The sequence below is a fragment of the Stenotrophomonas sp. 78350_Sma genome (assembly GCF_056482105.1).
Window position 1 is genome coordinate 3384395 of record NZ_CM151182.1, and the last position, 13110, is coordinate 3397504.

At 68.1% G+C, this 13110-nt stretch carries 13 protein-coding genes; 8 read left to right on the forward strand and 5 right to left on the reverse strand.

Features of this window, described 5'->3' with window-relative positions; all coding sequences use genetic code 11:
* Nucleotides 1-10 precede the first annotated feature (10 nt).
* The 6 genes from ACZK4H_RS15770 to rnfB all read left to right on the forward strand — a co-directional run bounded on the left by ACZK4H_RS15770 (nucleotide 11) and on the right by rnfB (nucleotide 5604).
* On the forward strand, nucleotides 11-1081 hold the full coding sequence (locus tag ACZK4H_RS15770; protein WP_099552086.1) for a serine hydrolase domain-containing protein: 1071 nt from the start codon (nucleotides 11-13) through the stop codon (nucleotides 1079-1081).
* A complete protein-coding gene (gene gloA2 / locus ACZK4H_RS15775) occupies nucleotides 1078-1482 on the forward strand; it encodes an SMU1112c/YaeR family gloxylase I-like metalloprotein (RefSeq protein WP_099552087.1) in 405 nt (134 codons plus the stop codon). The genes ACZK4H_RS15770 and gloA2 overlap by 4 nt, the downstream gene beginning before the upstream one ends.
* 395 nt (nucleotides 1483-1877) lie before the next feature.
* Entirely contained in the window at nucleotides 1878-2321 is a 444-nt protein-coding gene (locus ACZK4H_RS15780) for a DUF2147 domain-containing protein (RefSeq protein ID WP_099552088.1), read from the forward strand.
* A gap of 99 nt (nucleotides 2322-2420) precedes the next feature.
* Entirely contained in the window at nucleotides 2421-4499 is a 2079-nt protein-coding gene (metG, locus tag ACZK4H_RS15785) for a methionine--tRNA ligase (protein WP_099552089.1), read from the forward strand.
* A 76-nt stretch (nucleotides 4500-4575) separates the two neighbouring features.
* A complete protein-coding gene (locus ACZK4H_RS15790) occupies nucleotides 4576-5166 on the forward strand; it encodes an HAD family hydrolase (RefSeq protein WP_099552090.1) in 591 nt (196 codons plus the stop codon).
* A 24-nt stretch (nucleotides 5167-5190) separates the two neighbouring features.
* A complete protein-coding gene (gene rnfB, locus ACZK4H_RS15795; RefSeq protein WP_099552091.1) occupies nucleotides 5191-5604 on the forward strand; it encodes an Rnf electron transport complex subunit RnfB in 414 nt (137 codons plus the stop codon).
* A 50-nt stretch (nucleotides 5605-5654) separates the two neighbouring features.
* On the opposite strand, the gene ACZK4H_RS15800 is transcribed toward rnfB, so the two are convergent.
* A complete protein-coding gene (locus ACZK4H_RS15800; protein WP_005418155.1) occupies nucleotides 5655-6002 on the reverse strand; it encodes a RidA family protein in 348 nt (115 codons plus the stop codon).
* Between the two features lie 192 nt (nucleotides 6003-6194).
* On the opposite strand from ACZK4H_RS15800, the gene mprF reads away from it, so the two are divergent.
* Nucleotides 6195-8759: a bifunctional lysylphosphatidylglycerol flippase/synthetase MprF gene (mprF, locus tag ACZK4H_RS15805; protein ID WP_099552092.1), complete on the forward strand. Its 2565-nt coding sequence runs from the start codon at nucleotides 6195-6197 to the stop codon at nucleotides 8757-8759.
* A 95-nt stretch (nucleotides 8760-8854) separates the two neighbouring features.
* On the opposite strand, the gene ACZK4H_RS15810 is transcribed toward mprF, so the two are convergent.
* From ACZK4H_RS15810 to ACZK4H_RS15825, 4 genes are all read right to left on the reverse strand, one after another.
* Nucleotides 8855-10201, reverse strand: coding sequence for a virulence factor family protein (locus ACZK4H_RS15810; protein ID WP_239503839.1), 1347 nt, complete (start codon nucleotides 10199-10201; stop codon nucleotides 8855-8857).
* 78 nt (nucleotides 10202-10279) lie between these two features.
* Nucleotides 10280-10897, reverse strand: a complete 618-nt coding sequence (locus ACZK4H_RS15815; protein ID WP_099552094.1) for a DUF998 domain-containing protein — start codon at nucleotides 10895-10897, stop codon at nucleotides 10280-10282.
* The gene (locus ACZK4H_RS15820; RefSeq protein WP_088026730.1) at nucleotides 10894-11067 is read right to left on the reverse strand and encodes an oxidoreductase-like domain-containing protein; all 174 of its coding nucleotides are present in this window, start codon (nucleotides 11065-11067) and stop codon (nucleotides 10894-10896) included. The genes ACZK4H_RS15815 and ACZK4H_RS15820 overlap by 4 nt, the downstream gene beginning before the upstream one ends.
* 49 nt (nucleotides 11068-11116) lie before the next feature.
* Nucleotides 11117-11719 (reverse strand): HD domain-containing protein, encoded by a 603-nt coding sequence (locus ACZK4H_RS15825; RefSeq protein ID WP_099552096.1) that lies wholly within the window; start codon nucleotides 11717-11719, stop codon nucleotides 11117-11119.
* 239 nt (nucleotides 11720-11958) lie between these two features.
* Here ACZK4H_RS15825 and ACZK4H_RS15830 point away from each other — a divergent pair, with 239 nt between their 5' ends.
* Nucleotides 11959-13110, forward strand: a complete 1152-nt coding sequence (locus ACZK4H_RS15830; protein ID WP_099552097.1) for a transglutaminase-like domain-containing protein — start codon at nucleotides 11959-11961, stop codon at nucleotides 13108-13110.

Consider the following 13110-nt stretch of genomic DNA (forward strand, 5'->3'; position numbering starts at 1 on the left):
CGGAGCCGCCATGCGCCCTGCCGTCGCCCTGTTCACCGCCGTGCTGGGCCTGCTGCCACTGGCGAGTTCCGCCGCACCAGAGCTGACCCCACCGGATGCCGGCATCGACGGCCTGATGCAGGCCTACGATGGGCAGGTTCCTGGCGCCGCGGTGCTGGTACTGCACGACGGGCAACCGGTGTTCCGTCGCGGCTATGGCCTGGCGGTGGTGGAAGACGGTACTGCCGTGACCCCCGCCAGCAACTTCCGGCTGGCCTCGGTCAGCAAGCAGTTCACCGCTGCGGCGGTGCTGCTGCTGGTGGAAGACGGCCGGCTTGGGCTGGACCAGCCGGCGCGGCGCTGGCTTCCGGAACTGCCGCAGGCCGCAGCGGCCATTACCCTCCGCCAACTGCTGTCGCACACCAGCGGCCTGCTCGACTACGAAGACCTGATGGACCCGGCGGACACACGGCAGGTACACGATGCCGATGTGCTGGCCCTGCTGTCGCGCCAAGACCGGCTGAACTTCGCACCGGGCACGCAGTACCGCTACAGCAACAGCAGCTACGCGCTGCTGGCACTGATCGTCGGCCGCGCTTCCGGCCAGGACTTCGCCGCCTTCCTGCAGCAGCGCATCTTCGCGCCGCTGGGCATGGTCCACACCGTGGCCCACCAGGACGGTGTCGATACGGTGACAGCACGTGCCTATGGCTACAGCTGGATCGACGGCCGCTGGCAGCGCACCGACCAGAGCACCACCAGCGCCGTGCTGGGCGACGGCGGCATCTATTCCTCGCTGGACGACCTCGCCCGCTGGGACGCCGCGCTGTATGACGATCGCCTGCTGTCGAAGGCTTCGCGCCGCGCGATGTTCAGCCCGGCCACGGCCACATCGGAACCGGACGTGCCGCATTACGGTTTCGGCTGGCGCCTGAACGGCCCGGTGCAATGGCACAGCGGCGAGAGCATCGGCTTCCGCAACGTGATCGTGCGCCACCCGGAAAAGCACCTGACCGTGATCGTGCTGACCAACCGCAACGACCCCGAACCCTATCCGCTGGCGCTGAAGATCGCCCAGCGTTGGCTGGACACCCTGCAATGACCGCCGATTCCGATGCCCTGCTGGGCATCCACCACGCCGCACTGATCTGCAGCGACTACGCACGCTCGAAGGACTTCTACGTGCGCATCCTCGGCCTGCGCGTGCTGGCGGAGAACCATCGCACCGCACGCGATTCCTGGAAGCTCGATCTGGCCCTGCCCGACGGCGGCCAGCTGGAACTGTTCTCCTTCCCCTCGCCGCCGCCCCGTCCCAGCCGCCCGGAAGCCCAGGGCCTACGCCACCTCGCGTTCCGGGTGACTGCACTGGAACCCTTCATCCAGCGCCTGGCCGCGCATGGCGTGACCTGCGAACCGATCCGCGTGGACGAGTACACCGGCCGACGCTTCACCTTCTTCGCCGATCCTGACGACCTGCCGCTGGAGTTGTACGAAGTCGGTTGAGCGTTTTTCAATCGAGATTCATCCATGCATGGCATGGATCGTACGTGTCGACCAAGGTCGACACCCACCAAGAGCAGGCCGAGCCATTCCGACAGATCTCCGGAAACTGTCGAAGGCGGGGTGGGTCCGGTTGCGGGGGTGTCCGCGGCATGGATGCCGCGGCCAAGCCCCCAGGGATGGGTTTACGGCGTCCCCCGCAACCGGACCCACCCCGCCATCCCACGGAATAGCCGCATTTGCTTTTGCCGTTGCCGTTGAGGTTGCCGGCCAGCGGCCGGCACTACCGCGGGTGCAGGGCGCAGCCCTGCAAAGCCCCCACTTCCCCATACCCCGCCGAATGGGTATACAGTCGACCCGTACCGGCATCGTGCCGGAATGAACCCTGGGAGGGGACCATGCGCAAGACCTTCAAGACCCTGCTGCTGGCATTGCCGCTGTGCCTGGCCGCGCTCTCGGCGCAGGCCGCCGATGGCGCCGCCGGCCGCTGGAAGACCATCGACGACAAGACCGGCAAGGTGAAGTCGATCGTCGAGATCACCGAGGCCGCCAACGGCACGCTGACCGGCAAGGTGGTCGACATCCTGCACTCGGACAAGGGCCCGAACCCGGTCTGTGACGGATGTGAAGGCGCCAACAGGAACAAGCCGGTGAAGGGCATGACCATCCTCTGGAACCTGAAGGCCGACGGCGCCAACAAGTGGTCCGGTGGCACCATCCTCGACCCGGCCAACGGCAAGACCTACAAGTCGAAGATGGAGCTGCAGCCGGGCGGCACCAAGCTGGACGTGTCCGGCTGCATCGCCTTCATCTGCCGCGCGCAGACCTGGCAGCGCGAGTAAGCGCCCGGCCCCGCTTCACCCCCGTGACCCGGCCCCGGCCGGGTCACCTCGTTGCGGGCATGCGATACTCTGCGGTTCCCCTCGGATCCACCCGCGACCATGACCCGTACCGCGCTCGTCACCACCGCCCTGCCCTACGCCAACGGCCCGCTGCACCTGGGCCACCTGGTCGGCTACATCCAGGCCGACATCTGGGTGCGTGCGCGGCGAATGAGCGGCGGCAAGGCCTGGTTCGTCTGCGCCGACGACACCCACGGCACGCCGATCATGCTGGCCGCGGAAAAGGCCGGGGTCACCCCGGAAACCTTCATCGCCAACATTCAGGCCAGCCACGAACGTGACTTCGCCGCGTTCGGCGTCGCCTTCGACCATTACGACTCGACCAATTCGGCGGCCAACAAGGCGCTGACCGAGCAGTTCTACCTGAAGCTGGAAGCGGCCGGCCACATCAGCCGCCGTTCGGTGGCGCAGTTCTACGACCCGGCCAAGGGCATGTTCCTGCCCGACCGCTACGTCAAGGGCATCTGCCCGAACTGCGGCAGCCCCGACCAGTACGGCGACAACTGCGAAGTCTGCGGCGCGACCTATGCACCGACCGACCTGAAGGAGCCGCGCTCGGTCATCTCCGGTGCCACGCCGGAAATGCGCGATTCGGAGCACTTCTTCTTCGAGGTGGGCCACTTCGACGCGTTCCTGCGCGAATGGCTGGCCGGCGACGTCGCCCTGCCGGGCGTGAAGGCCAAGCTCGGTGAATGGCTCAATGCCGAAGGTGGCCTGCGTGCATGGGACATCTCGCGCGATGCGCCGTACTTCGGTTTCCAGATTCCCGGCCAGCCGGGCAAGTACTTCTACGTCTGGCTGGATGCGCCGATCGGCTACCTGTCCAGCTTCCAGACCCTGTGCGGCAGGATCGGCGAGGACTTCGAAGCACACCTGCGTGCCGGTACCGCCACCGAGCTGCACCACTTCATCGGCAAGGACATCGTCAACTTCCACGGCCTGTTCTGGCCGGCGGTGCTGCACGGTACCGGCCACCGCGCGCCGACCCGTCTGCACGTCAACGGCTACCTGACCGTGGACGGCGCCAAGATGAGCAAGTCGCGTGGCACCTTCGTGATGGCGCGTACCTTCCTCGACGCCGGCCTGGAACCGGAAGCGCTGCGTTACTACTACGCGGCCAAGTCCGGCGGTGGCGTCGACGATCTCGACCTGAACCTGGGTGACTTCATCGCCCGCGTCAACGCCGACCTGGTCGGCAAGTTCGTCAACCTGGCCAGCCGCTGCGCCGGCTTCATCAGCAAGCGCTTCGATGGCCAGCTGGCCGCGCAGCTGCCCGACGCGGCGCAGTACCAGCGCTTCGTCGATGGCCTGGCGCCGATCCGTGAAGCCTACGAGCGCAACGACCCGGCCGCGGCGATCCGCCTGACCATGACCCTGGCCGACGAAGCCAACCGCTACATCGACGACGTCAAGCCGTGGGTGATCGCCAAGCAGGAAGGCGCCGATGCGCAGCTGCAGGCCGTGTGCAGCCAGGGCCTGAACCTGTTCCGCGTGCTGGTCACCGCCCTGAAGCCGGTGCTGCCGGCCACCGCCGCGCAGGCAGAGGCCTTCCTGGCCGCACCGGTGAACGACTGGACCGACCTGGCGCAGCCGCTGCTCGGCCACCGCATCACCGACTACACCCCGCTGTTCACCCGTATCGACCCGAAGAAGATTGACGCCATGATCGACGCCTCCAAGGACACCCTGCAGCCGGCCGCTGCCGCCGCTCCCGCCGCCAAGACCGAAGCGGTCAAACCCGCACCGGCACCGGCCAAGGAAGAAGCCAGCAGCGCCGACGCCCCGGCCTACATCGGCATCGACGATTTCGCCAAGCTCGACCTGCGCATCGGCAAGGTGCTGGCCTGCGAGTTCGTGGACGGTTCGGACAAGCTGCTGCGCTTCGAACTGGATGCCGGTGAACTGGGCAAGCGCCAGATCTTCTCCGGTATCCGCGCCAGCTACGGCGAGCCGGAAAAGCTGGTCGGCCGCAGCGTGGTCTTCATCGCCAACCTGGCCCCGCGCAAGATGCGCTTCGGCCTGAGCGAAGGCATGATCCTGTCGGCCGGTTTCGACGGCGGCGCGCTGGCGCTGCTGGACGCCGACAGCGGCGCACAGCCGGGCATGCCGGTCCGCTGATGCCTGCAGCGGGCGTGGTTGCGGCCACGCCCGCCGGCAGCACCGGTCACGGGGCAACGCGATGGGAGGCAACGGAATGGAACTGGCGCTGTTCGACTTCGACCACACCGTGACTACCTGCGATACCTATGGCCGTTTCCTGCGCCGCGTGGCCACCGCCGAACAACTGGCGCAGGCGTGGTGGAAGGTCGGCCCGTGGCTGCTCGCGTACAAGCTGAAGCTGATCTCGGCCGAACGCATCCGCGTGCGCGTCACCCGCCTGACCTTCAGCGACCGCCACAGTGACGACATCGCCACGCTGGCGGCCGGCTTCTCGCGTGAGTTCCTGCCCGACGTGGTGCGCCCGGAAATGCTGGAGCAGATCCGCTGGCACAAGGAACAGCAGCACACTGTGGTGATCGTGTCCGGCTCGCTGGACCTGTACCTGCGGCCGTGGTGCGAGCAGCTGGGTCTGCAGCTGATCTGCAACCGGCTGGAAAGCCAGGACGGCCGCCTGACCGGTCGCTATGCCGGTGGCGACTGCGGCCCGCGCAAGGTTGAGCACATCCGTCGCCAGTTCGACCTGTCGCGTTACGTGCGCATCCATGCCTACGGTGACAGTTCTGAAGACAAGCCGATGCTGGCACTGGCCCACGAGCGCTGGTTCCGCGGCAAACCCCTGAAGTAACCCAACGCGCAGCCTTCGCCACGCATGAGCCTGATCCCGCCCCTGACCGAACGCCTCGACCGCCTGCTGCCGCAGACCCAATGCGGGCAATGCGGCTACGACGGCTGCCGCCCGTACGCACAGGCGATGGCGCGTGGCGAAGCAGGCGTGGACCGCTGCCCACCGGGTGGCGATGCCGGTGCACGGGCGCTGGCGCAGGTGCTGGGCGTCCCGGCGATTCCGTTCGATCGTTCGCGCGGCCAACACAAGGCGGCCCAGGTGGCGTTGATCGTGGAAGCCGACTGCATCGGCTGCACCAAGTGCATCCAGGCGTGCCCGGTGGATGCCATCGTCGGCGGCGCCAGGTACATGCACACGGTCATTGCCGATCTGTGCACCGGCTGCGAGCTGTGCATTCCACCATGCCCGGTGGATTGCATCGAGCTGGTGCGCCTGTAACAGGGGTCAGATCCCTTTCCGCAGGAAAGGGATCTGACCCCATCCCGCAGTTACGGCACGGCCGCCGTCACCACGATCTCGACCTTCCACTCGGCATGAGCCAGCTTGGCTTCGAAAGTTGCGCGGGCGGGGGTCGCGCCCTCGACCACCCACTCGTCCCACGCCTTGTTCATGCCGTCGAAGTCGGCGATGTCGGCCAGGAACACTTCGGCGCGCAGCACGTGCTGGCGATCACTGGCCACCAGCGCCAGCAGCTTGTCGATCTCGGCCAGCACCTGCCGGGTCTGCCCGGTGATGTCCTGGCTGGTGTCTTCCGGAATCTGGCCGGAGAGGTAGGCGACCTTGTTGTACACGGTCATTTCGGACATGCGCGGTCCGACGTCGTAACGCTCCATCATGGGCGTGGCTCCTGCGGGTGATCAGGCCTGCATTGTCCTCCAAACCGGTCAACGATGGGTGCGGGGCAGCCATCCACGCACGGGCACTACCGGCTTCCGACAGCGGCGCTGGTCAAATGCCAGCGACAGGCGCACGATGCGCCACGGCTGCATTGACACCGCCCTCGCCCTCCCTGACGCACGCTTGCGCCGATGACCGAAACCACCGACCCCGCCACCGCTCCCTCCACCCCGGCATGGAAGCGGGTCCTCACCATCGTCGTCCCGCTGCTGATCCTTGCGCTGGCGCTGCACGGCCTGGCCAACGAGTTCGATGAGAACGGCTACCGCGCCATCCGCCATGCCTTCCACCAGCTCAGTGGCACGCAGATCGCACTTACTGTCGTGCTGGGCCTGGCCAGCTATGCCTGCCTGATCGGCTTCGATGCCATCGGCCTGCGCCGCAGCGGCATCCGTGTGCATCCCGCGCGCATCGGCATTACGGCGTTCCTTGCACACACGCTTGGCCAGACCGTGGGCTTTGCCGCGCTGACCGGCGGTGCGGTGCGCCTGCGCGGCTATCGCACCGCCGGCCTGGACCTGGCGCAGATCGGCCAGGTCGTGCTGATGAGCACGCTCGGCTTCGTGTTCGGTGCGTGGCTGCTGATCAGCGTGGCGCTGTGCATGGAGCCGGCGGCCGCGGCACTTGCACTGCCGCTGGACCCGGATGCGGTGCGCGTGGTCGGCATCGTCGCGCTGCTGGCCTATGCGGCCACCCTGCTGCTGGTCGGCCGCGATGGGCGTCAGTTCAGCGTGCTCGGCCATGCGCTGTGGCTGCCCGACCGACGCACCATGATCGGCGTCACCGTGCTCAGCGTGATCGAGCTGGTGCTGGCCAGCGCCGCGTTCTATGTGTTGCTGCCGGATTCGACGCCGACCGGCCTGCCCGGCTTCGTTGGCCTGTACCTGGTCGCGGTGCTGGCCGGACTGGTTTCGACCGTGCCCGCCGGCCTCGGCGTGTTCGAATGGAGCCTGCTGAAGCTGCTGCCACAGGTCGCACCAGCTGCGGTGCTGGCTGCGGCGTTGATCTACCGCGTCACTTACTACGTGCTGCCGCTGCTGCTGGCCACCCTGCTCGCGCTGGCGCCGGCGCTGCGGCAACCGCTGCAGGCCAGTGCCGGGGCAACCCGTGCCGGCTGGAACGCACTGCGGCCGTGGCTTCCGCAGATCATCGCGCTGGCGGTGTTCAGCATCGGTGCTGCACTGGTCATCGACGGCACATTGCCCACGCCGCGCCGCCACCTGCTCAACGCATCACTGCCGATCCTGGAGACCTCCCATCTGATCGGCAGCCTCAGCGGCGTCGCCCTGTTGCTGATCGGCCAGGGCCTGGCCCGGCGCAGCCATGCCGCGTGGATGCTGGCGATGGCCGTGTGCGTGATCACCCCGTTGCCACTGTGGCTGCGCGGTGGCCAACCGTTGATCGCGGTCTCCGCCCTGCTGGTGGCGATGGCGCTGTGGGCTGCGCGCCGCGAGTTCTATCGCCAGGGCGCGCTGCTGGATGAAGCATGGTCGTGGCCATGGCTGCGCAACCTCGGCCTGGTGCTGGTGGCGGTCACCTGGCTGTTGTTCTTCACCTACAGCCATGTCGAATACCAGAACGAGCTGTGGTGGCAGTTTGCGATATCCGGCAACGCACCGCGTGCGCTGCGCGCCCTGCTGGTGGTCGCCATTGCACTGGTGATGTTCGGCCTGGCGCGGCTGCTGCACAGCACCCGCAGCCCGCTGCCACCGGCCGACGAAGCCACGTTGCAGTCACTGGCCCCGGTCCTGGCCGGTGCCACCGACACCCAGGCCTGCCTGGTGCTGACCGCCGACAAGGCGGTGCTGCGCGATGACGCCAAGCAGGGCTTCGTGATGATGCAGCGCTACGGCGGATCGCTGATCGCGATGGGCGATCCGGTCGGCCCGCCCGAGGTCGCGCGCGCGCTGATCTGGCGCTTCCGCGAGGAAGCCGACCGGCTCGGCCTGCGCCCCGTGTTCTACCAGATCGGCGAGACCTACTGGCAGACCTATCTCGACCTTGGCCTGGGCCTGGTCAAGCTGGGCGAGGAAGCGATCGTGCCATTGCACGACTTCGGCCTGGAAGGCCGCGAACGCGCCGACCTGCGCCAGGCCTGGAACCGTGGCAAGCGCGGGGGCCTGTCGTTCCGCGTGGCACCGGTGGAAGAGGTTCCCAGCCTGCTTCCGCGCCTGCACGCGATCTCCAACGCGTGGCTGGAAGACAAGGCCGGCGACGAGAAGGGGTTCTCGCTGGGCAGCTACGATCCCGATTACCTGGCGCGCTTCCCGGTGGCACTGGTCGAAGCCGAGGGCCAGATCGTGGCATTCGCCAACCTGTGGCAGGCCCCGGCCGGTGCCGAGCTGTCGGTGGACCTCATGCGCCACGTCAACGAGGCACCGAAGGGCACGATGGACTTCCTGTTCATCGAGCTGTTCCTGTGGGGACGCGCGCAGGGCTATGCGCGCTTCTCGCTGGGCATGGCGCCGCTGTCCGGGCTGGCCCAGCATCGCCTGGCAGGGCGCTGGAACCGGCTGGCCGGCCTGCTGGCACGGCATGGCGAACGCTTCTATGGCTTCAGTGGCCTGCGCCGCTTCAAGTCGAAGTTCGACCCCCAGTGGCGGCCGCGCTATCTCGCCGCACCTGGCGGCATGCACCTGCCGGCTGCGCTGCTGGATGCCACGCGTTTGATCTCGCTGGACCCGCGGCGGAACTGACGCCCCGCACCACCCGATAGGTGTCGACCTTGGTCGACACGCCAGCGCCGACCAAGGTCGGCATCTACCAACACGCTGGCCAGCGTGGCCCGGCGCTACGCGCCGCCCTTGAGGATCACTTCGGCCAGGCGGTCGTAATCACCATTGAAGTGATGGTCGCCCGGCAGCTTCACCTTCTGCACGCCGTCGCTGGCCGGCAGGTCCGGGCACAGCGCGTCGTCATCCTTGTCGCCATACACGCAGAGGGTCTTCGCCGCCGGCAGCTTCGCCACTTCCGGCGCGATCGGCAGGCCGTCGCCGCCGCCACCCAGCCAGTTGCTGACATGGAATTCGAAGTCCGCCTTCCTGCCCACCGACAGCAGCACGATACGGTCCAGCGCCTCGCGGGTGCCGGCATCAAGCTGGTTGATGGTGGCCGGCAGCACGTCGGCACCCTGCGAGAAACCGATCAGCATCACCTTGTCGCGATGCCACTGCTGGCGGTAGTGATCGATGATCTTCTGCAGGTCAGTGGCGAAGCCCTTCGGCGTGCGCTCGCTCCAGAAGTAGCGCAGCGAGTCGATGCCGATCACGGCCACGCCATGTTCGTTGAGCGACGATGCCACGTCCTTGTCCAGGCCGGCCCAGCCGCCATCGCCGGAAACGAACACGGCCAACGTGTCGCCATTGCCGGCAGCGGGCACCTCCACTACGGGCAGGCCCTTCAGCGCGGCCGGGGGCGGTGCCAGGCTGACGCCCACCTGCGCGCCCATCACCCGCGCCGCCGCCACCAGGCCCGGTGACGCATCGCCGCGTGCGGTGCGCTTGAACTCGCGCGCCATCGCCACCTGCTGCACGAAGCGGCTGGCCTCGCCAACCTTGCAGCCATGGTCGCCGGCGGCGCTCAGCCACGGGAAATTCAACTCGGCAGGCTGCAGCTTGTTGTGCTTCACACCGTCGCCACAGACCATGCGTTCGTGGCTGTGGTCCGGGCAGAAGCCGGTGGTCAGCAGGCCGGCGAACACCTGGGTGTCGGCTTGCGCGGCCAGCGTGTAGGCCATCTCGGCGCCTTCGCCATCACCACCGACCAGCGGCAGGTGGTAGCCGGGCAGATGCAGGGAGGCCTGCAACCAGCGCGAGAAGTTCTCGACGTCGCCGGAACCGAACGAACAGGTCGGATCACCCTCGCGCTTGAGCACGCTGCGCAGGTGCGCGATGTCCACGGCAGCGACCATCGCGCCATCGGCACGCAGGGCCTCGATCGGAAGGCGGCTGGTATCACCACCGGCGGTCGGTTCATGGAACCAGATCACCACCCGCTGCGGCGTGCCGGCCGGCAGGTGCACCGGAATCTGCTCGAACCGCCCGTGGCTGAACTGCTGCACGTTGGCCGCCGCCATTGCCGGCAGCGCTGCCAGCGCCAGAACCACACCCATTGCCCTGCCCAGCCCTGCACGCTTCATATCGCATCCCCGATGGAATGCGCACACGATACGCCGCCGCCGCGTGCACGGCACGCACCGGCGCAGGCCGTTGGGGATTCAGCGGGCCGCGGTACGGCGACCGCGCTGGTACAACGCCAGCGCCAGGTACAACAGCCAGCCCACGATCACCACGATCACAGCCTTCTGGCCCAGCCCGCGTGGCGGACCGCCGCGCCACAGTACGTGCAGCCACAACAGCACGAAGGCCAGCCAGGCCCATCCCCAGAGCAGGCCGGCGGCAGACTGCCAGCCCGGTTCGCGGCGCAGGTACCAGGCCTGCAGCAGCATGCCGACGCTGGCGCAGAGGAATGCGGTGTTGGCCGCCAGCCCATGGATGAACGGCGCCAGCAGTGGCGTGGCGTCGGGCAGCCAGCTGTCACCGATGGCGACCGTCGCCAGCCCCAGTGCGGAGACAGTGAACAACAGCGGCGCCGCCGCGCTGCGCCGTGGGCCGATGCTGCCGCGATACAGCGCAATGCCAAGCACCGCGATGGCCAGCGCCAGCAGGCAGTACGCAGCGCGCAGCGCCAACCCCCACGGCCCGTGCAGGTAGAGGCTGAGCGTGGCCCGCACCCAGTCCAGATCGCTGCGTGCGAACTGGGTCCACAGCGCTGTGGCGGCGAACAGCAGCAACGCCACCAGTGCCAGCACTGCCGCCGGGCGTGCACGGCTCATGGCGCTGCCTCCGGATGCCGTGCCTTCCATTCGGCCAGCGCCTTGCGATAGCGCTGCAGCTCATCGGCATACAGATCCAGCACGCACAGCGGACAGCCGCTGCCACAGCACTCGTTGGGACCGGGCTCTTCGGGGGGCAGCGGGCGGGGATCGGGATCAGGGACGGACACAGTCGGAAGCGACAATCGGTGGAAGCAGGCCCCAGTGTACCGGGCTGGCTCAGCGGGCCAGCTGTCGGCGCAGGTTTTCCCGCGCGGCTGCGTCCAGGCGCTGGTGGAAGAAGTCACTGAGGAAGATGCGCGGCGCCCGCAGCAGCCCCTGCAGGAAACGGCGACGCCCGGCGCGGTACAGGAAGCCCGGCACGACCCCCTTGTACTCTTCGGCCACGCCACGATCGTAAGCAGCGAACACCGGCTCGGGCGCTGCCAGGATCGCCATGTCGCAGTCCAGGAACAGCGCGGCCTCGGCATCAACGTCATCCGGACCCAGATCACCATGACGGGCGGTCAGCAGGATCAACTGCTCGACCCGCGCGGCGTCGACGCCGGCCAGTTCCGGGGCCCGTGCGATCGCCTGCAGGGCCAGCGCCGCCGAACGCGCTTCGTTGTCCTTGCGCCCCGCCACATAGATCGCGTCATGGTAGAGCACGGCCAGGTACACCTCGGCGGGCCCCTGCCAGCCCGGGCCGTCAGCCACGTCCTGGCAGTGCTGCAGCACCGCGCGTACGTGTCCGAAGTGGTGGTAGGCGCGGGGCGGCGTTGCGTAGCTGTCCTGCAGCGCCTGCCACTGCGCTGGCGCCAGCGTCAGCGGAGAGAAATCCATACCCGGATCATCCCGCCTGCGCTGCCCTGCGGCAAGCTGGTGGTTTTTTCACCACGCACTCACAACGCTTGCCCGGTGAGGCCTGGACCCGGTTGTCCACAGCTTTGTCGAGCGCTGGTCCACATCGGTTGTGGATGAATCGGCGTGCCGCCACGCGCCGACCAACGGTCACTGCAGCGCGCCGCCGCCGGGTCTACACTCGCTGCAGGCGGGAGCGCCCGCCGCTGCCGGGAACTGTCATGTACCGCCCTGCCGCCCGCATCTTCGTCGTGGCCCTGGCCGCCTTGATGGCCGCGCCACTCTGCGCACAGGACCGCCCGCGCACCGATGCAATCCCGCCCATCGGAAGCATCACCCCGGCGGAAATTCCCTCACCGGAACAGGTCTTCGCGATTCCTCCCGCAATGCGCGCGATGCTGCAGGCGCAGGTGATGGACCGCAGTTCATCGCGCGAGCAGCGGCTGCAGGCGCTGGTGGAAATGATCTTCGGCCGGCAGGGACTGGACCTGCAGTACGACGCGAACGCAACCTACACCGTGGGCGAAGTCTGGCAGCAGCGCCGCGCCAACTGCCTGGCCTTCACGCTGATGTTCGTGGCACTGGCGCGCGAGGCTGGCATCCAGGCCCGCGTGCAGGAAGTCGGCCAGGTCGTGTCCTGGTACCAGGACCAGGACGCCGGTGTGGTCTACAGCGTGGGCCACGTCAACGCGGGCGTGGAGATCGCGGGGCGTTACGCCACGGTCGACCTCGATCGCAACGTGCTCTACGACCGCCACGGCCCGCAGCCGGTCAGCCGCGCGCGTGCACTGGCCCACTTCTACAACAATCGTGGTGCCGAGCGCATGGCCGAAGGAGACCTCGTCGGCGCCCGCGCGTTCTTCGATGCCTCGGTCGTGCAGGATCGCGCGTTCCCCTCGGTCTGGAACAACCTGGGCGTGCTCGACAACCGTGAGGGCAACACCGATGCGGCGCGGCAGGCACTGGACCGCGCCCTGCGCCTGGACGGCCGCCAGGATGCGGCGCTGACCAACGCCAGCGCGCTGTACCGGCGGCTGGGGCTGGATGCGCAGGCCAATGCACTGGCGCGCCGCCTGGCATCGGTGCAGCGCGAGGATCCGTTCGCGCAGTACATGCTGGGCACGCAGGCCGAACAGGCCGGAAAGCTGGCCGAAGCCATCCGCTATTACCGGCAGGCCGTGCGCCTGTATGACACCGCGCACCAGTTCCACTTCGGGCTGGCGCGCGTGTATTTCCTGTCCGGCCAGCTCGAGCGCGCCGACCGTGAACTGACCCGCGCGCGGCTGCTCGGCGGTGCACCGGAGCAGGCACGCTACCAGGCCAAGCTGGACAGCCTGGCCCGCTGGCGCGCGCAGCAGCAGGCCAGGCGCTGA